General features: G+C 65.7%; 17 protein-coding genes and 1 pseudogene. 4 read left to right on the plus strand and 14 right to left on the minus strand.

Features of this window, described 5'->3' with window-relative positions; all coding sequences use genetic code 11:
• Positions 1-37: 37 nt before the first annotated feature.
• On the minus strand, positions 38-805 hold the full coding sequence (locus CHB90_RS11470; protein ID WP_089278015.1) for an RNA polymerase sigma factor: 768 nt from the start codon (positions 803-805) through the stop codon (positions 38-40).
• Between the two features lie 126 nt (positions 806-931).
• On the opposite strand from CHB90_RS11470, the pseudogene CHB90_RS11475 reads away from it, so the two are divergent.
• A pseudogene (locus tag CHB90_RS11475) lies at positions 932-1,039 on the plus strand (DUF2924 domain-containing protein); the annotation flags it as partial.
• Here the strand turns inward: CHB90_RS11475 and CHB90_RS11480 are convergent.
• Together CHB90_RS11480 and CHB90_RS11485 are read right to left on the minus strand one after the other, a co-directional pair.
• Positions 1,014-1,988 (minus strand): tyrosine-type recombinase/integrase, encoded by a 975-nt coding sequence (locus CHB90_RS11480; protein ID WP_089278078.1) that lies wholly within the window; start codon positions 1,986-1,988, stop codon positions 1,014-1,016. The pseudogene CHB90_RS11475 and the gene CHB90_RS11480 sit on opposite strands and share 26 nt — an antisense overlap.
• 443 nt (positions 1,989-2,431) lie before the next feature.
• A complete protein-coding gene (locus CHB90_RS11485; protein ID WP_089278016.1) occupies positions 2,432-4,786 on the minus strand; it encodes a Tex family protein in 2,355 nt (784 codons plus the stop codon).
• Positions 4,787-5,043: 257 nt separating this feature from the next.
• Between CHB90_RS11485 and CHB90_RS11490 the strand changes: the two genes are divergently transcribed.
• The 3 genes from CHB90_RS11490 to CHB90_RS11500 all read left to right on the plus strand — a co-directional run bounded on the left by CHB90_RS11490 (position 5,044) and on the right by CHB90_RS11500 (position 8,299).
• Positions 5,044-5,403, plus strand: coding sequence for a hypothetical protein (locus tag CHB90_RS11490; RefSeq protein ID WP_089278017.1), 360 nt, complete (start codon positions 5,044-5,046; stop codon positions 5,401-5,403).
• A gap of 341 nt (positions 5,404-5,744) precedes the next feature.
• Positions 5,745-7,136, plus strand: coding sequence for a bifunctional enoyl-CoA hydratase/phosphate acetyltransferase (locus CHB90_RS11495; protein ID WP_089278018.1), 1,392 nt, complete (start codon positions 5,745-5,747; stop codon positions 7,134-7,136).
• The gene (locus CHB90_RS11500; protein WP_089278019.1) at positions 7,133-8,299 is read left to right on the plus strand and encodes an acetate/propionate family kinase; all 1,167 of its coding nucleotides are present in this window, start codon (positions 7,133-7,135) and stop codon (positions 8,297-8,299) included. The genes CHB90_RS11495 and CHB90_RS11500 overlap by 4 nt, the downstream gene beginning before the upstream one ends.
• 6 nt (positions 8,300-8,305) lie before the next feature.
• Here CHB90_RS11500 and CHB90_RS11505 read toward each other — a convergent pair whose 3' ends face one another.
• The 11 genes from CHB90_RS11505 to CHB90_RS11555 all read right to left on the minus strand — a co-directional run bounded on the left by CHB90_RS11505 (position 8,306) and on the right by CHB90_RS11555 (position 18,595).
• Positions 8,306-9,370: a DUF1513 domain-containing protein gene (locus tag CHB90_RS11505; protein ID WP_089278020.1), complete on the minus strand. Its 1,065-nt coding sequence runs from the start codon at positions 9,368-9,370 to the stop codon at positions 8,306-8,308.
• The gene (locus tag CHB90_RS11510) at positions 9,370-10,377 is read right to left on the minus strand and encodes an imelysin family protein (protein ID WP_089278021.1); all 1,008 of its coding nucleotides are present in this window, start codon (positions 10,375-10,377) and stop codon (positions 9,370-9,372) included. Before CHB90_RS11510 ends, CHB90_RS11505 begins: the two co-directional genes overlap by 1 nt.
• The gene (locus CHB90_RS11515; RefSeq protein WP_089278022.1) at positions 10,377-11,930 is read right to left on the minus strand and encodes a di-heme oxidoreductase family protein; all 1,554 of its coding nucleotides are present in this window, start codon (positions 11,928-11,930) and stop codon (positions 10,377-10,379) included. The genes CHB90_RS11510 and CHB90_RS11515 overlap by 1 nt, the downstream gene beginning before the upstream one ends.
• A 19-nt stretch (positions 11,931-11,949) precedes the next feature.
• Positions 11,950-13,227 carry an imelysin family protein gene (locus CHB90_RS11520; protein WP_089278023.1) on the minus strand — a complete coding sequence of 426 codons (1,278 nt, stop codon included), beginning with the start codon at positions 13,225-13,227 and terminating at the stop codon, positions 11,950-11,952.
• A gap of 24 nt (positions 13,228-13,251) precedes the next feature.
• Complete coding sequence (locus CHB90_RS11525; RefSeq protein ID WP_089278024.1) at positions 13,252-13,722, minus strand: hypothetical protein; 471 nt, start codon at positions 13,720-13,722, stop codon at positions 13,252-13,254.
• Positions 13,719-13,889, minus strand: coding sequence for a hemin uptake protein HemP (gene hemP / locus CHB90_RS11530; protein ID WP_089278025.1), 171 nt, complete (start codon positions 13,887-13,889; stop codon positions 13,719-13,721). Before hemP ends, CHB90_RS11525 begins: the two co-directional genes overlap by 4 nt.
• Positions 13,890-14,163: 274 nt before the next feature.
• Positions 14,164-16,167: a sensor histidine kinase gene (locus CHB90_RS11535; RefSeq protein WP_089278026.1), complete on the minus strand. Its 2,004-nt coding sequence runs from the start codon at positions 16,165-16,167 to the stop codon at positions 14,164-14,166.
• Positions 16,148-16,627: a DUF6505 family protein gene (locus CHB90_RS11540; protein WP_089278027.1), complete on the minus strand. Its 480-nt coding sequence runs from the start codon at positions 16,625-16,627 to the stop codon at positions 16,148-16,150. The genes CHB90_RS11535 and CHB90_RS11540 overlap by 20 nt, the downstream gene beginning before the upstream one ends.
• Positions 16,624-17,334 carry a biotin/lipoate--protein ligase family protein gene (locus CHB90_RS11545; protein ID WP_089278028.1) on the minus strand — a complete coding sequence of 237 codons (711 nt, stop codon included), beginning with the start codon at positions 17,332-17,334 and terminating at the stop codon, positions 16,624-16,626. The genes CHB90_RS11540 and CHB90_RS11545 overlap by 4 nt, the downstream gene beginning before the upstream one ends.
• Complete coding sequence (apbC, locus tag CHB90_RS11550) at positions 17,331-18,407, minus strand: iron-sulfur cluster carrier protein ApbC (protein ID WP_425426618.1); 1,077 nt, start codon at positions 18,405-18,407, stop codon at positions 17,331-17,333. Before apbC ends, CHB90_RS11545 begins: the two co-directional genes overlap by 4 nt.
• A complete protein-coding gene (locus tag CHB90_RS11555) occupies positions 18,404-18,595 on the minus strand; it encodes a DUF6494 family protein (protein ID WP_089278029.1) in 192 nt (63 codons plus the stop codon). Before CHB90_RS11555 ends, apbC begins: the two co-directional genes overlap by 4 nt.
• Positions 18,596-18,619 lie beyond the last annotated feature (24 nt).

Raw genomic sequence — 18,619 nt, forward strand, 5'->3', positions numbered from 1 at the left:
CGATGGCTGCTGTCGGATTTTGTCTAGCAGCTTGATTCTACAAAGCTTTCGCGGGCACGCCAGCTATTTCCCCTGATTTGGATGAATAAGCCGGGTTGAGGGCGTCGTTCAGTCGGCGCATGGCGCGCTGGTACCGCTTGCGGGCGGCGGCCTCGGTCAGGCCCAGTTCGACGGCGACCTCGGCTTGCGAGAAGCCCTCGATCGCCACGCGGATCACCAGCAGGGCGTCATCGCCGAGCAGCTTCCGCACGGCCCCGTTCAGCCGCGCGTACCCGGCCGCGCCGATCCCGCTGTCGCCGCTGTCCGCCACCTCGTCGGGATCGGCGCCGCTGGCGAGACGTTCGCGTGCTTGGTCGCGCTCGCGCACCCGGATCATGTCGCGCTCGACGTTGCGCAGTACCGTCGCGGCGATCCAGTTGACCCGCCCTAGGTCGAGCCTGCGGACCGCCTCGGTGGTGCGCGCCAGCACATCGGACGCCACCTCGTCGGCGGTGCCGATCCTGCGCCAGATCGACCGGCGCCGGATGGCGTCGAGGCCGGGCCAGAGCGCCAGCAACAGCAGCGTCAGCGCGCAGTCGGACGCGGGCCCGTCGCCCTGCGCCACCCTGACGAGCGCGGAGAGGATAAGGTTCTTCTGGCCCTGATCGCCGAGCGTGCGGTGCAGCCCGTCCAGCAGGGCCGCCGGATCCCGAAACGGCGCGAGGGCGACCTGCGCACGTCGGACGGCGTCGAAACTGCGCTGGAAGTGAAGGTTTGAGGATGAATGCATGAGGTGATCACGGATCTCGTGCCACGCGAAGGACATCGGACGCCTGCCTTGCGGCCAGGCGTCCGGCGCCTTCTCGTGGCCAGGTCAGGACGTCGCGCGTCTCTGCGATTTCAGGGGGTTGGGTGAATGCGCGCGTCAGCGCGCGGGCACGGTCGCGTGGTTCAGCGTCGGCCCTACAAGTCGCTGTCGGCCATCGCGCGCGCGATCACCGGCACGCGCTGGAACGGCTGGGTGTTCTTTGGCCTCAAGAACCACAGGGCTCGGACATGACGAAGCCACCGGAAAAATCGAAGATCGTCCGCAAGCTGCGGTGCGCGGTCTTTCGAACCGACGGGAATAGAAACCCGCCTTTCTCGAACCGCGTTGCTAAGTCTATGACCCTCAGCGCCTCGGTTGAGAGTGGCACGCGAAAGTCTTGTGCGGCGCCTACCCGCGCTTTCATGTTCGCGGCCGGGACGGTCCATACGACGCCATCAATCTCATCCAGCCTGGCGAATCGCACAGGCGCCGAGCGAAGTCCGGTCAGGATCAGGAGCCGAAGAGCCAAGTGCGTGACGGTCGGGTCCTCTAAGGATGTGTAGAAGGCGGGGACCTCTCGCCAAGGCATACTCGGTATCGACACAACTTCGTGGCGCTGGCGTCCCAGCAACTTTTTGGCCTTCGCGACCGCCTGCAAGTCAACGTCGAAACCCAGGGCAGCGGCGTGATCCAGCACGATCTTGAGGCGGTCTGCGGCCTTCTTGGCGGTGGCCGCTTTCTTGTTCCAGATCGGTTCCAGCGCATCGCGCACGTCGGACTGGGTGATTTCCGTGACCGGCAAGTCGCCCAGTTTCGGGAGCACATGCAATTCCAGCGGGCTGAACCACCGCCCAGCCTTGCCGTCCCCCTTCAGTTCGGCCTGTCTGCTCTTGAAGGCGTCGTGCGCAACGTCGTTCAAAACCTTGCGCCGACTTATGGCGTCAAGCCGTTTCTTCTTTCTCTGCTCGATCGGGTCGATGTCCCGGGCGACCATCGCCCGGTATTCAGCTGCGATCTCGCGGGCATCCTTAAGGGTCAACGCGGGCAGCCCGCCGATCCCCATCTCCCGCCTACGTCCAAGAACGGTGTACCTGAAGACCCATTGCCCCCCACCATCTGCCCGTTTGACTAGGCGCAATCCGTTCCCATCTTCGTATTTCCCCGGCAGGGCGTTCTTGATGAACAATGCGTTCAATTTCACAGTTTCGGTCCCCAACAATATCCCCCAATTTATCCCCGATAACTGGGGGATGTGGGCGAACACGTCAAGACGATTTTGGATAATTCGAGACGTTAGGTCTTTGTTTCATTGAGAGATATGGGCGTTACTAGACGGATGTGAACAGCAATTCAATGCGTCTCGACCGCACCATTTTGTCTCTTTGAAATCAGTGGACCCCGATGTGATTGGGGATGTTCCCGGTGGGCAGCCATGAGCATGGCGACACCCGCAGATTTTGGACGACTGGTATATCCATATACCCAAAGACCCGATCCGGGCGATGAGACGCGGTCGGCGGTCAAGGCATTGGCTTGTCTAGTTGCGCTTTGTCCAGTTGCGACCCCCCAACCAGCGATCACAGGTCTAGGATGGCGGTCAGGGCCGGGGCGTCTGTCCGCCCCGACCCGGAATCGGAGCGGCAGTCAGGTCTTTTTCTTCATCGCCGCCTGAAGGGCGGCCCCCAGCGCGCCGGTGTCATTGCCCTGCGGACGATTTGACGGTCCCTTGGAGTGACCACCTTTGGGTTTGCCACCTGTTGGATTGCCACCGTGTTTTCCGCGTCCCGGTGCGGGCGCGGAGCGTTTGGAGCCGGTGTCCGGTTGCGCGTCGCTGGTCTGCTTGCGCATCGACAGGGCGATGCGTTTGCGCGGCAGATCCACCTCCAGCACGCGGACCTTGACCACATCGCCCGCCTTGACCACCTCATGCGGGTCTTTGACAAACCGATCCGCCAACTGGCTGACATGCACCAGCCCGTCCTGATGCACGCCGATATCGACGAACGCGCCAAAGGCGGCGACGTTGGTCACGGTGCCTTCCAGCAACATGCCGGGTTTGAGGTCTTTCATCTCTTCGACGCCATCGGCAAAGGATGCGGTCTTGAATCCGGGGCGGGGGTCACGGCCGGGCTTTTCCAGTTCCACAAGGATGTCGCGCACCGTGGGCAGGCCGAACCGGTCGTCTACAAAATCCTCGGCCCGCAGGCGTTGCAGGGCTGTTCCATCGCCCATGATGGCCCGCAGGTCGCGGCCGCAGGCCTTTACGATGCGCCGCGCCACGCCGTAGGCCTCCGGGTGGACCGACGAGGCATCCAGCGGCTCTTCACCGTCGCGGATGCGCAGAAAGCCGGCGGATTGCTCAAACGCCTTGGGGCCCAGCCCCGGCACCTTGAGCAGGGCCTTGCGCGAGGCAAAGGCACCGGAGGCGTCGCGCTGTGCCACGATGGCCTCTGCCAGACGGGTGCCCAGACCGGACACCCGCGCCAGCAGCGGCGCGGAGGCGGTGTTGAGATCGACGCCGACCGCGTTCACCGCGTCCTCGACCACCGCCTCCAGCGCCTGACCGAGTTTGCGTTGGTCGACGTCGTGCTGGTACTGGCCGACGCCGATGGATTTCGGTTCGATCTTGACCAGTTCGGCAAGCGGATCCTGCAAGCGGCGCGCGATGGACACCGCGCCGCGCAGCGAGACGTCGAGATCGGGAAACTCTCGTGCCGCCAGTTCAGAGGCAGAATAAACCGATGCGCCCGCCTCTGACACCACCACCTTGACCGGGCGCGGCGCGCCGTCGGGTAGCAGGCGCAGGGTATCGGCGACCACGCGTTCGGTTTCGCGGCTGGCGGTGCCGTTGCCGATGGCGATCAGTTCGACGCCGTGGCGTTTGACCATCTCGAGGATCTTGGCCTCGGTGCCGCGCAGGTCCATGCGGGGCTGGTGCGGATACAGCGTCGCGGTTTCCAGCACCTTGCCGGTGGAATCGACCACCGCCGCCTTGACGCCGGTCCGCAGACCGGGGTCCAGACCCAGCGTCGCCCGTGCGCCCGCGGGCGCGGCCAGCAGCAGCGCGCGCAGGTTGCGGGCAAAGACGGCAATCGCCTCTTCAAAGGCGCTAGCGCGCAGGTCGCTCATCAGGTCGACGTACATGGCAAGGCTCAGCTTGACCTTCCACGCCCAGGTGGCGGCCTTGCGCAGCCACAGATCCCCTGGCCCGTCGCCGGGAATGCCGATCTCCAGCGCGATCATGCCGATGGCGCGGTCCACGCCTGTCTCGGGCTCTGGCGCGATCTCGACGGTTACGATCTCTTCCTTGGCGGCGCGCAGGATCGCCAGCGCCCGGTGGGCGGCGATCTTGTTCCATGCCTCGTCATGGTCGAAATAGTCGGAATACTTGGCGCCTTCCTGTTCCTTGCCCGCCACCACCTTGGAAGTGATGCGCGCCTCAGCCCGCATGAAGCCGCGCAAGCGGCCCAGCAGAACGGCGTTTTCGGCGAGTTCCTCAACCAGAATGTCACGCGCGCCGTTCAGCGCCGCCTTGGTGTCGGCCACCGCGTCGGACAGGTAGGACGTGGCCAGCGTCTCTGGGTCAGCGCGGCGGTCGGAGAGGATGGCGCGCAACAGCGGCTCCAGCCCGTTTTCGCGCGCGATCATCGCCTTGGTGCGGCGTTTGGGTTTGTAGGGCAGGTAGATGTCTTCCAGCGTGGCCTTGGTTTCGGCCTTGGCGATGGACAGCGCCAGCGCATCGGTCAGCTTGCCCTGATCGCGGATCGAGCCAAGGATCGTCTCGCGCCGCGCCTCCATCTCGCGCAGATAGCCCAGCCGTTCTGCCAAGGTGCGCAACTGCGTGTCGTCCAACCCGCCGGTCGCCTCCTTGCGGTAGCGCGCGACAAAGGGCACCGTGGCGCCGCCGTCGAGCAGGTCGACCGTGGCCGAAACCTGTCCGGGGGCCGCGCCGATTTCCGTCGCGATCTTGCGGTGAATGCGGTCCTGGGCTGTGGTCAAGGCAAGGCTCCCTGCGTGATGTGGACCGCCTATTTAACCGCTGGAACGCGCAGAGCCAAGCGACAGATGAAGTCGTGGCGAAGGGCCGCGCGGTGACCATCGGTGCGCCTCATGGCGACCGGGGACGGACGTCGTTCTCGACAAGTCCTCTCTCAACGCTCAAACTCGGCGACGGCGACGAGGTGCCACCGTTTTGATTGAAAAATGCTATTCAGGGCCACGCGCCGACGGGGCGCGGCATGGCCGGAGGGAACACGATGAATTTGTCTGCAAGACTGGCACTGTCGCTGGCGACCGGATTGACCCTGGTCGGGCCCGCGTTGGCGGAATCGTCCGGGATGTACGGAACATGGGTCAGCCTTGATCAGCAATGCGTCTACGATGGCGGCTATCCGTCCAGCGCGGCCTTTACGATCAGTTTGACCAAGCTGGAGTATTTCGAGACCAGTTGCCAGACGACGACACCGCCGCAGGTGGGGCAGGGCGGGGCGACTGCCACCTATGTCGTGAGATGTGACAATGGCATGGACAAGACTACCTATTTTTCCCTCGGGGCGGATGATCTTTTGACGGTGTCAGACAACGGTTACACCTATCTGGCGAAACGCTGCTCCTAGTCGATCGGTGAAGGGGTGATGCGGGTTGATCCTTGCGGTCGGGCCGTAACGCGTTGGCGAACCGCCACGAAACCCAGCGCAGACCGCCGGGCCGGTCTACAATTTCCGACCTGAGGTCTGACGGGTTGATATGCGTCAAGTCGGACTTTGTCCGCCTGATCCATGGTGCGGGCGACGCGGTCGGCGCGGTGGGCGGGTCTGTTGTGGCACCGGGCTTTGTCTGCAAACAATAGCCCGCCCCGGCTGATGTTCAGACGACACGGGGAACCGGCGTGGATCGGGACTCACCCTCAAGACGGGGGACGCCGGGATTGATGGGGACAAGGAAAAGGCTTTGAGCATTGAAGATTGAAAACAGGATATTCGACGAGTTGCACGTGGGCGAGACCGCCACACTGCGCCGGTTGTGTACGCAGGACGATCTGCTGGTCTTTGCCAATGTGTCGGGCAACCACAATCCGATGCACGTCTTTGACGCCGATGGCGACGGCGACGGCGTGAATGAGGCAGTTGCGCCGGGAATGTTTGTCGGTTCGCTGATTTCCGCCGTGCTGGGCAACCTGCTGCCGGGGGCGGGGACGCTGTACCGCTCGCAGAGCCTGGTGTTCCACAACCGGGCGCACGCGGGCGATGAGCTGGAAAGCCGGGTCACCGTGACCGACCGCAATGAACGCGAATGCACAGTGACATTGGCGACAGAGGTGACGCGCCCCGCCGATGGTGCATTGATCCTGTCCGGCGTGGCCGAGGTCGAGGCCCCGCGCCGCAAGCTCAGCTATAACAGTCACGATCTGCCCGGCCTGATCGTCCAGCGCCACCGCCATTTCGAAAAACTGCTGGCACGGGCTGCGCCATTGCCGCCGCTGGTGACAGTGGTGATTGCGCCGGAGGAACCCAACTCGCTTGGCGGTGCGCTGCTGGCGCGCGACCATACGCTGATCACGCCGATCCTGGTGGGCGATCCGGACAGGATTGCCCGCGCCGCCGAGGATCTGGGCCGCAGTCTGGAGGGGGTCGAGATCATCGCCGAACCCGACCACGCGCTTGCGGCGCGCAAATCCGTGGCGCTGGTGACCGAAGGCCGGGCAGGCGCGCTGATGAAGGGGCACCTGCACACCGATCTGTTGTTGCGCGCCGCGCTGGACAAGCAGGCGGGCCTGCGCGCCGGACGGCGGTTTACCCATGTGTTTGTGATGGACGTGCCCGGGCTGTCGCATCCCTTGATCGTTACCGATGCGGCAATCAACATCGCGCCGGATCTCAAGACCAAGATGGACATCGTGCAGAACGCCATCGACATCGCCATCAGCATCGGGATCGAGGTGCCCAAGGTCGGCGTGCTGTCGGCGGTGGAAACGGTGAACCCGGATATTCCCTCGTCCGTCGATGCGGCGCTGCTGTCCAAGATGGCAGAGCGCAAGCAGATCACCGGCGGGCTGGTGGACGGGCCGCTGGCGATGGACAATGCCGTCGATCTGGCCGCCGCGCGGACCAAGGGACTGTCATCCCCGGTGGCCGGTCAGGCCGAGGTGCTGGTGGTGCCCAACATCGACGCGGGCAATATGCTGGCCAAGCAGCTGACTTATATCAGCCACGCTGAAAGCGCGGGTCTGGTGTTGGGCGCGCGGGTGCCGATCATCCTGAACTCTCGGGCGGACGATGACATGTCGCGGCTGGCGTCCTGCGCGGTGGCGGCTCTGCACCATGCCCGCATCACGGGAGGCAAGGGATGACCTTTGCGCTGGTTCTGAACGCCGGGTCGTCGTCGTTGAAATTCGGTCTGTTCGAGGGGCGGCATCCGGGGTTGATTGTTGGCGGACAGGTCGAAAAGATCGGGGGGGCTGCGGTGCTGCACCTTCGGGACGCGGAGGGCGTGCCACTGGTCGACACCGCGCTGCCGCCGCACGCGGCAGGGGATCACGCGGGCGCATTGGCCGCCGTGCTGCATGAGATCACGGGCCGCTTTCCCGATGCGCAGATCAGTGCGGTGGGGCACCGGGTTGTGCATGGCGGCATGGACTATGCCGCGCCTACGGTCATCACCTCCAAGGTGTTGCACGATCTGGAAAAGCTGGAGCCGTTCGCCCCGCTGCACCAGCCGCATAACCTGGCCGGTATCCGCGCCGCGCTGGGCGCGTTCCCCGACGCGCGGCAGGTGGCCTGTTTCGACACGGCCTTTCACCGCAACCACCCGTTTGTAAACGACACCTTTGCGCTGCCGCGCGCCTATTACGACAAGGGTGTGCGGCGCTATGGGTTCCACGGGCTGAGCTATGACTACATCTCCGGCGCGTTGGCCGAAAACGCCCCGACCCTGCACGCGGGCCGGGTGGTGGTGGCGCATCTGGGCAATGGGGCGTCGATGTGCGGGCTGCTCGGCGGGCGGTCGATCGCCTCATCCATGGGGTTTTCCGCGCTGGATGGCCTGCCGATGGGCACCCGGTCGGGGCAGTTGGACCCCGGTGTTCTGCTGTACCTGATGGATTCAGAAAAAATGGACGCAGCGGCGATATCGGACCTGCTGTACCGGCAGTCCGGGCTGCTGGGCATGTCGGGTGTCAGCAGCGACATGCGCACCTTGCTGGCGTCTGAAGACCCCGGCGCGCGGGAGGCGGTGGATTATTTCTGCTTTCGCATCCGGCGCGAACTGGGCGGTCTGGCGGCGGCGCTGGAGGGGCTGGATGCGGTGGTGTTCACCGGGGGCATCGGTGAGAACGCCGCCCCGGTGCGGGCGCAGGTCTGCCGGGGGCTGCGTTGGCTGGGGATAGAGCTGGACGAGGACCGCAACGCCCGCAATGACCGGGTGATCAGCACCGACATGTCGCGGGTGCGGGTGTTGGTCATGCCGACGAATGAGGAAATCGTCATTGCCCGCGCCGCGATGGCGCTGGCCTGAGGGGGCTCAGACCGGCACCAGGTGATTGTCCCATTGCAGGGCGTGGGAGGTGGTCCAGCCCTGCGCCTCATGGGTGATGTCGCCGGTGCCGGAGGTCAGGACGAACCCCTGCGCCGTGGCGGCGACGCCGCAGACATCGGCCATGTCAAAGCTGCGCTTCAGCGCGCCGGTATCGGTGTCAAAGACCTGCGCCAGCCCGCCACGCGGAGAGGTGATCGCCACCTCGTTGTGGTCGGCCAGCAGGGCGACGCTGCCCGCGTAGCCCATCATCCTCTTGGCCTGCGCCTTGGGCGGCGTGACCAGCATCGGCGTTTCCCCCAAGCGCGTCAGGCCCAACAGCGGCGGGTCGTCGGACAGATCGCCCTGCCACTGCATCGCAAAGCCGATCAGGCCGTCGGGGGCGACGGCAAGGTGCCGGATCGAGTTCTTGTGCAGGGGGCGGTCCAGCGCTTGTTGATCCAGCACAGCGCCGTCAAGGCCGAGAAAGCTGAGGTTCGGTTCCATCAGCGGGATGTTCAGCTTGGCCCGCCCCGCGTCGGGGTGGGTTTCTATGCCGCCATTGGCCACCACCAGCCTCTGACCGTCCGGCATCAGTTTGATGTCATGCGGTCCCACGCCACCGGATGCGAACTCGGTCAGGCGCTTGCCGGAGGCCAGCGACCAGACGCCAATCACGCCCCGCGCGGCGTCATAGGCATTCTCGCTGGTGAACAGATGTGCGCCATCGGGGGAGAACGCCCCGTGACCGTAGAAATGTCGGCCCTCGGGCGCGTCCAGCCGGGCGATTTCCTGCCCCGTCACGCAGTCCAGAACCACGGCAAAGCGCCCGGGGCGACGGGCAAAGGCGACCGCCAGAGGGTGGACCGGGTGGGCGGCGGCGGCATGGCCCCGGTCGGGCAGGGGCAGGGTAAAGGCGACCTCTCCAGAGGCCCGAAGCCCGCACAATAGATAGCGTCCATCGGATGCCCGTGCCGCGGACAGGAACGCAGGCGCGCCTGCCTCGGCCCATGTTGGGCGCGGACAGGCCCCGGCGGCCAGTACGCCGGCCAGAAAGCGGCGACGGTTGGTCATCAGTCGCCATCCATCGCGTTGAACCCGGCGGCGATGCCAAGGCGCGGGCCAAGCTGGCTGCTGACATGCTCGCGGATCTCGGAAATGCGCTGGTGCAGGGTTTCGACCCGCAGACGGCCCTGTGGGTCGCTGACCCCGGCAAAGACCGGATCGTCCAGCAGGTCGGCCCGCTGCAAGGCGCGCGCAAACGCGGCGTCCAATCCCGCATCGCCCCCCGACAGCCGCGCCGCAAGGTCGCGCAACGCCCTTAGCGACAGCACCACATGCCGCAATGACCGCCCGGAGCGGCGCGCCTCTGCCCGGTTGGGGCGGGGCGTGTCGAAGCTGCCCAAGGGGCGGCCCAACCGCGTGTCGGCGGTGAACTCCAGCCCGGTGGACAGGGCGGTGAACAGTTGCTTGGCCGCTTCGTCGGGGGTGCGGTAGGTGTCATTTCCGGCTTGCCGCATCAGGTCGGCATAGCCGTCCTCCCACCCGGCAAGGATCGCGGCACCGTTGCCTGCGATGTCTGCCGCCATCACCTGTACCAGCGAACACCGATAGTCCGCGTCCCCCACTGAGGCGAATTGCGGATCATACAGCATGAACTCCATCGCGTAGAACCCGCGCGCGGCGATGGACACGGTCTGGAACGCCTCAAGGCTGGCGATCACCGGATCCTCGGCGCTGATCAGACGGCCAAGAGCCTTGGGCGTGGCACCCCGGCTGTCCGGCCAGAAGGCCAGCGCAAAGGCGCGGTCGTCGGCTTCGGACGGGCCAAAGCGCAGATGGCTGACCGCGATCCATGCGTCGAAGGCGTCGCCATAGGCGGTTCGCAATTGCACGCTGTCGGGGGCGCAGTCCGCGGCGGCGGCCCCCGCCAGTTCCGCGCTTTCAGAGGCCAGCGCCCGGTAGTGCGGCAGCACATGGCCATCGACGATGGCCGCCACATCGGGGGTCTGGGCCCATGCACGCGGGGCGGACAGGGCAGGCAAGGCAGCGAGTGTCAGGGCGACAAGGTGGATACGCATCACAGGCTCTCCAGAAAGGCGATCAGGGCGGCGCGGTCGGGCGCGGGCATGGCAGCCACGCTGTCGCGGTGCAGCTGCGCCTCACCACCGTGCCAGAGGATCGCCTCCAGCAACGATCGCGCGCGGCCATCGTGCAGATAGGTGCCATGCCCCGAGACCTGCGGCGTCAATCCGATCCCCCACAGCGGCGGGGTGCGCCATTCGGTGCCGGTGGCGCGCGCCTCCGGGCGGTGATCGGCCAGACCCTCGCCCATGTCGTGCAGCAGCATGTCGGTGTAGGGCCAGATCAGCTGAAAGCTGTGTTCGGCGCGGTCCTCCATCCGATGGGTGACAAAGGCGGGCTGGTGACAGTCCACGCAGCCGGTGCCGTAAAAGATCTCCTTGCCGCGCAACACCTGCGGGGCCTCCACATTGCGGCGGGCGGGCACGCCAAGGTTGCGGCTGTAAAAACTGACGAGGTCCAGCCCCTCGGCGTCGACCTCGAACACGCGGTCATCGCCATCGCCGTGCGGTGCTGACCGGCAATTGGCCTCTGCCTCGGTGCATTCTCCCCAACCGGCGGGGAACAGCGGTGTGGAAATGCCGATGTCGCCGGAAAAGGCGGCAGCGCTTTGATGGCGGATCGTGGGGGCCCCGGCCTTGAGTCCGAAGCGGCCCAGCATGGGCATGTCGTATTCGTTTGACCAGACCACGTTGGCGCGGCCCGAAATGCCGTCGCCGTTGGTATCCAGCGGATCGGCCAGTTCAAGGATGTCCGCCGCAGGCACCGCCTCCAGCAGGCCAAGGCCGATCATCTGGGGGGCGACACGCGGGCTGAGCATGGCATCGGGGTGCAGCGCGCCATAGCCAAGATCGGCGGCGGTATAGGTCGGCTTGCGCAGCGACGCGACCTCGCCGCCCTCAAGCGGCACGTCGATCTCTTCATAGTCGACCTGCAGGCGGTATTCGGCGGCATGGCCGGGCAGGCTGAAATCCTGCAACTGGCGGCCATAGGTCGGGTCGGGTGCGGTGGCGATGAAATCCTGTATCTGGGGGATCATGTCGTCGGGGCCGCCCGGCACCGAGACACGCAGGAACATCGACACGGCATCGTCCTGCGGATTTGCGGGCGCATGGCCGCGCCCGTCCTTGATATGACAGCGCTGGCAAGAGCGGGCGTTGTACAGAGGCCCCAATCCGTCAGAGGCAAGGGTCGAAGAGGGCGACGACACCCAGAGCTTGCGGAACAGGCCATTGCCGACCTTGAAATTCAGCTCTCCCTCAAAGTCGAGGCTGGCCGAGGGCAGGGAAAAGGCGTTGGCGTCCGGGGTCACACGCACGGTGGCGGCGCCGGCGGGCTTGTCCTCGAACCGTTGCGGCACATCAAACGAGGCTGGCGGGGCCAGCACGCGGGCGATGCGGGCGGTTTCCTCTGTCGTGCGGGGGAGGAAGTTGAGGTGCGGTTCGTCCAATGGCCCCGCCGATGCGGCAGAGCCAAAAGCCGCCGCGACAAGCGCGGCGGCGGAGAGATGCCAGGCGGGGGACGCCCGGTGACGGTGGTGACACAAACCCATGGCGATGGCTCCGGGGAGGTTACTGGAATACGGCGTCGGGATCGTCGAGGCTGTCAGAGCCTTCAAAGGCGATGGACCCCGCGCCCAACGTCGCGACCACGCGTTCGATGCTGCGGGTCTGGTCGATCAGCCCGTCGACGCCGCCCATGATCAGCGCCTCACCGGCGGTCGAGGCGCGATCCAGCATCATGTCATAGCGGAAACCGGCCTCTGCCGCGCTTTTGATCCGGGCCAGCGCCATCATGGTGCCCGCCAGCTTTGTCTTCATCTCTGTGTCCAGCGCCGGGTCGGTTTCGGCCACCAGGTCGGACAGCGACGGGCCAGAGATCAGCGTGCCGTCGATGCGGATATATTCGCCCAGATAGACGTTCTGCACGCCCAGACCGTCGTAGTAATGGCTGTTGTGGGTGTTGTCAGAGAAGCAGTCGTGCTCTTCCTCCGGGTCGTTCAACATCAGGCCCAGACGCATCCGTTCGCCCGCCTGTTCACCGTAGGACAGCGATCCCATGCCGGTCAGCATCGCGGTGATGCCTGCGGCCTCGTCGGCCAGGATCTGGGTCCGCGCGGCACCGCCCTCGGCCCATTGTGCCGCCATCCAGTCCAGATCCGACACCAGCAGTTCAGTCGCGGCGCGCAGGTAGTCGCCCCGGCGGTCGCAATTGTCGTGGGTGCAGGCGTCGCCCTGCGCGTAGTCGGTCCAGGGGCGGTTGCCCGCACCGGCCGCGTGGCCGTTCAGATCCTGACCCCAGAGCAGAAATTCGATGGCGTGATAGCCGGTGGCCACGTTCGCCTCGATCCCGTCGGCCTCGTGCAGGGTGTCGGACAGTAGGGCGGGGGTGATGTCGGTCGCGTCGACAGTTGTGCCGGACAGTGGCAGGTCGGTCGAGGCGATGACGTTCAGCGCGGCAAAGGCGTTCTCATCGGTCGGGCCGCCATAGGACAGGTCGACATAGTCGATCAGACCCTCGTCCAGCGGCCAGGCGTTCACCTTGCCCTCCCAGTCGTCGACGATGGCATTGCCGAACCGGAAGACCTCGCTTTGCTGATAGGGCACGCGCGCGGCGAGCCATGCGGCCTTGGCTGTTTGCAGCGCCTCTGCCGACGGCGTGGCGATCAGCGCATCAACCGCGGTGCGCAGGCGCTGGGCGGCGATCAGGCTGTCGGCGTAGGTGGCCTGGGCGATGTCGGCGTAGGTGTTCAGCACATCGGCCTTTGCGGTTTCGGCGGTGGCGGCGCTGCCGATACCTGCGCAAAGGGCAAGCGCGTTGGCGGCGGTCAGGGTATTCAAGCGTGTCACTGTCAGGTGTCCTTTTGGTCGTCGTTAGTGAAGAGAGTGGCGGGGTGGGACGGGGGCGGTCCGTCTGTCGGCAAGGGTCATCTTTCGAAGCGCAAAGCCGACCTCCTGGGCCAGCCCGGTGAGGGACATGGCCATGTCCGGGCGCACCAGCGTCATGGCCAGCAACATGGCATCCTCACGCTGGCCGGCGCTGGCGTAGCCGATGAAGGTGGCAAAGCAGGATTCGTCGGCGCCCAGGCATTTGCAGCTGACATGGTGGCGCATCAGCGGTCGCCGCCCGTGCCGGGCGCAGAGATCGCACAGCGATTCGAACGCGCCAAGGGCGTGGCGGCCCTGCGCTGGTCCCAGATGGCGCGCGAAATCGCTCCAGACCTGGGTACGGGCCTCGGCTCCGTCACACCAAAGCCGCAGGTACAGCACTGCGCCTGCCTCGACCGGGGCCAGTTCTGACAGGTAGCCGACGGGCGCACCGCCTCTGTGTGCTGGGTCGCTCATTTGGTGAGGATCAGCTTACCCGCGCGGGTGATGCGCAGGGTGTACACTTGGTCGGCCAGGCGGATGCGGGCAAGTCCGCCGCCGTCAGTCAAAGTGCGCGCATCATAGAGGGGCAGGGGGTCCGGGGCGGCGGCCTGTGTGGACTGGGCTGCAATGGAGAGACGCATGGGGGCGTCCTGTGGTTGCGGATGGGTGCATTGGCGGCCGGATTGGGGGGCACCGGATCGGGCGAGTAGACTGGCAAGCGGCATCAAGGACCTCCTGGTGTCAGGGTTTTGGAGTGGCTGGTCCCGAACTCAGGGGGCTGGCTGGTGTGAATCAAAGGTGACTTTTTCAGTCGGAATTGTCAATCCGACAAATACAGTCAGATTTCAGGGTTGCGGATGCTTTCTCTGACAGGTGCGTTCGGGACTGGGTCTTGCGGGCTGTGATTGCCTGGACCTAGGCCGCTGGCAGCCAGACCCGGAAACACGCCCCGCCGTCCGGGGCATTGGTGGCGGTGATCAGCCCACCGGCGCGTTGCACCAGCGTTTGCGAGATCGACAGGCCAAGCCCGGTGCCCTCGCCGTGTTTGGTGGTGAAGAACGGATCAAACACCGCCTCTGCCATGCCGTCGGGCAGGCCCGGGCCGCTATCCTGAACGGTCAGGCAGGTGCCGTTCCGGCCATTGCGGGTCTCGGCCGACAGGCTGAGGGTCAGCGTGCCGTTTGGCCCCTCGTTTTTCCCCATGGCCTGCGCCGCGTTCATGATCAGGTTGATGATGACCTGCTGCATCTCACCCGGATCGGCGCGCACCTCGGGCGAGGGCGCCAGCCGGGTGTCCACGGTGATCGCGCTTTTGGACAGGACGTGTTCGACCAGCGTCAGGCAATCCTCGACCAGCGGCGTCAGCGACACGACGTCGTCATAGGCGTGGAACTCTCCGGGCCGGGCGAATTGCAGCAGCTTGCCCACCATCGCGTCGATCCGCGCGACCTGACGGTCAACAAGGTCCAGCTCTGTCTTGACCGCCGCCGCCTTGTCGCCCAGCGTTTCGCGGATCACGTCCACATTGCCCTGGATGACCGCGACCGGATTGTTGATCTCATGCGCCACACCGGCGGTGATTTCCCCGATCGATGCGAGTTTCTCGTTCATCACCAGTTGGCGGTAAGTCTCTTCCAGTTTTGCGTTGGCCTCTCGCAGTTCGGCCGTGCGTTCCTCGACCCGCATGTTCAGTTCATTGCCCCAGGCGCGCAGGCGGGCGTCGCGGTCCTGTACCTGTCCCAGCAGGTCATCCAGATGCGCCGCCACCTGTCCGATCTCGTCGCGCGCGCCGACATCGCCGTAGCGCGCCGACAGGTCGCCCGCCCCCACCTGTTGCATGGTGCGCGTGATCCGCTCCAACGGGGCAAAGATGCCGCGCGCCAGCGTCAGGAACAGCGGCACCGACAGGATCAGAACCCCGACAAAAGCCGCCAGCATCCACAACACCGCGCGCCGCTTGGCCGCCGCAAAGGGGGCCTCGAGAAAGCCGACATAGAGCATCCCGACACGCTCACCAAAGCTGTCGGTCACCGGCAGATACCCCGAAATGTACCAGTCATTCACCACAAAGGCCCGGTCGAGCCAGGTCGTGCCGTCGTCCAGAACCGCTTGTCGGACCACCGCAGACACGCGGGTGCCCAGGGCGCGCACATCCTCGAACAGGCGCACATTGGTCGAGACGCGCACGTCCTCCAGGAACAGGGTTGCGGTGCCCTGACGTTCGCCCCCGGTGACGGGGTTGAGGTAGACCAGCGCGTTGATCGTGTCGATGAATTGCAGGTTGCGGTTCAACAAGATGCCGCCGACCAGCACGCCTTGCCCGCCATCCAGCGCCACCGGGGCGGCGGAATGGACCACCATGCCGCGATCCTCGATGGTGCGGTTGGTGGGGACGGCGGCCTCTGTCTCGATCAGGGGGATGCGGGCGCGCAGGTCCAGTTGGCCGGGAAAGGCGGCCAGTTCTGCGCCTGAAAAGATGTCGATTTCCGTCGCCGGTTGGCCGTTCAGTCCGGCGACGATCACCGGCCAGCGTGAAGGCGCGCCAATGGTCTCTTCCTCTGGCAGGTAGTAGAGGAAGTCCAGCGCCAGCGCCTCGCGTTTTTCGGCAAGGTAGCTGGTCAGCGCGACCCCGTTGTCGGCCAGCACGCGGGCGAATTCGGCGCTTTCGGCGACGCCGGTCAGCTCATCCCCCGTCGTCGTCATGATGCGGGCAAGATACTGTTCCGCGATGCGCAGGTCTGAATCCACATTGGCGATCAGCAGCGCGTCGTAATCGCTGGTCCAGCGTGTCATTCCCAGGATCAGCAACAGCGGCATCAGCACTGTCAGGGGGGCCAGCGCCAGAACAAGCAGGCGCAGGCGTACCGAGGACGCGCGCCAAGGCGCACGCCGGGGGCGATCAGTCGTCGAGCGATCCATGGATGGCAAACTGGTCCAGTCCGGCGGCCTGCGCCTCGATCGTGCGGAACGCCTCTCGGACACCCGACGGGGTCAGTTCCCGCGCGACGGTGAGCAGGGTGTTGGCGTCGTGATCCTCGCACAAGTCGGCCATATGGGCGATTTCATCGGCGGCCACGGGGCGCGCCGCCTCGACCGAGGGGGCGCCGTAGTAGGTCACGAAATGCTGCGCCAGCAGGGTGGTCAGGGCGTCCACCTCTGCGGGTTCCACCGAAGTCACGGCGACAAAGGTCACCCGCCCGCCGGTTTCCAACCCGAACCAGCCATTGGCAAAGGCCTGCCGCGCCTTGCCGCTCAGGTCTCCTTCGGTCCAGTTGGAGAACTCGAACCCGCCGGAGACACACCATTCGCCGGTGCGTGCGGGGCTGGCAAAGACATTCATGTCGCTTTCGTCAAAGTGGATCGCGCGGGCCAGTTTCATGGGGCCTCCTCCAGCAGTGAGGTCAAGGGGATCAGATGGGTGGTTTCCGTGTCGCGCAGCAACATTCCAAAATCCTCATCCACGCCCAGAAAGGTGCCGGGGCGGCCATCCTGCACCACGGTCTCCCCCATGCCATGGGCCAGACCACGCCATTCCGCATGCAGCGGTTTGGTGCCTTCCTCCTCCCAGCGGGCGATCCAGTTCAGCGCGTGCCGCGCCCAGGATTCCACCAGCCTGCCGGAATCGACATCGGCGCAGCCTTCTTCATAGAGCGCGGTCTGGTCGGGGACGTCGCCGGGCACCGCCGACAGGATCAACGGCAGGTCAAAGCCCACCACCAGCCAGTCGGGTACGGCGGTGGGATCCTGCGTTGCCGCGCATACGCGGAAGGCCCCGCAGGAGGCGCCGTTGATCAGAATGCCGCCCGCCCAGGCCAGATGCACCGCCACCTCGGGCGGGGCCAGCGCGCCAAGGGCGTTCTGGAACCCGACACCGCAGAGCGGCAGCATCGCCATCGCCTGCGCCAGCGGTACTTCGGGCGCAAAGACCAGCGCCGCACCCATGCGGTCCGCGGCGGTGCGGTAACACACCAGCCCCGCGTCGCAGCCCCGAACCGCGCGCATCACCGCGCCGTCGAACGGATCACCGCCGACCTCTTCGCCGCTCATGGCGGGAGGAAAGGTCAGCGGTTCCGGCGACAGGCTCATGCCACGCCCCGGGCGACCAGCGCCTGTGCGATGGCATGGAATGCCTGCGCCTGTGCACTGTCAGGCTGGCTGGCCACGATGGGCGCCCCGCCATCCGAGGCCAGCCGGATTTGCAGGTCCAGCGGCACCTCGGCCAGCAGGGGCACGCCTAGTTTGGCCGCCTCTGCGGCGACACCGCCGTGGCCAAAGACATGTTCCTCATGGCCGCAGTTGGAACAGATATGCGTGCTCATGTTTTCCACCATACCAAGGATCGGCACCTTGAGCTGGTTGAACATGTCGATCCCCTTGCGCGCGTCCAACAACGCCACGTCCTGCGGCGTACTGACCACCACCGCGCCGTCGATCTGGAATTTTTGCGACAGGGTCATCTGCACGTCGCCGGTGCCGGGCGGCAGATCGACGATCAGCACGTCCAGCGCGCCCCATTGCACCTGATTCATCATCTGCTGCAACGCGCCCATCAGCATCGGACCGCGCCAGACCACCGCCTGATCCTCATTGGTCATCAGGCCGATCGACATCATGGTGACGCCGTGGTTGCGCAACGGCAGGATGGTCTTGCCATCGGGCGAGGCAGGGCGGCCAGAGACGCCCAGCATGCGGGGCTGTGACGGTCCGTAGACATCCGCATCCAACAGTCCCACGCGCCGCCCCTGCGCGGCCAGCGCACAGGCAAGGTTGGACGACACGGTGGATTTGCCCACGCCGCCCTTGCCGCTGGCAATGGCGATGATGTGGTCGACGCCGGGGATCCTTTGCGGGCCGGTCGGGTCGGCCTTTTTCTTCAGGCCCAGATCCGGCGGCGGGGCCTTTTCCGCGTGGCCGGTCAGCACGATGGCGACCTTGTCCACACCCGTCAGGGCGCGCAGTTTGGTCTCTGCCTCGGCCTTGACCGCCTCATAGGCCTTGGCGTGCTGCGGCGCGATTTCCATCACAAAGCGCACCGTGCCGCCCTCGACGTTCAGCGCCCGCATCACGCCGCTGGCAACGATGTCGCTGCCCGCTACCGGGTCGGTGATGCCTTTGAGTACCTCCAGGACGGCCTCGCGTCCCAATGCCACGTCGGTCATTCCTGCCCCTTGATCTCGCCCGTGACCTCATGGCTCAGGCCCAGTTCGGGGATGGTGATGACGGCCTTGACGGGGAACGCCTTGCCGCCGGTATCGGCGTTGCGCATCGCCTCTTCGATGGCCTGCTGCGAGGTCACGCCGACCTGTTTGAGGAACTTGCGCATCGACATGTTGAAATCGTCGCTCATCTTTTCAATTCTCCTGTTTCATTT

This window comes from Antarctobacter heliothermus, from assembly GCF_900188425.1.
Classification (GTDB): Bacteria; Pseudomonadota; Alphaproteobacteria; order Rhodobacterales; family Rhodobacteraceae; genus Antarctobacter; species Antarctobacter heliothermus.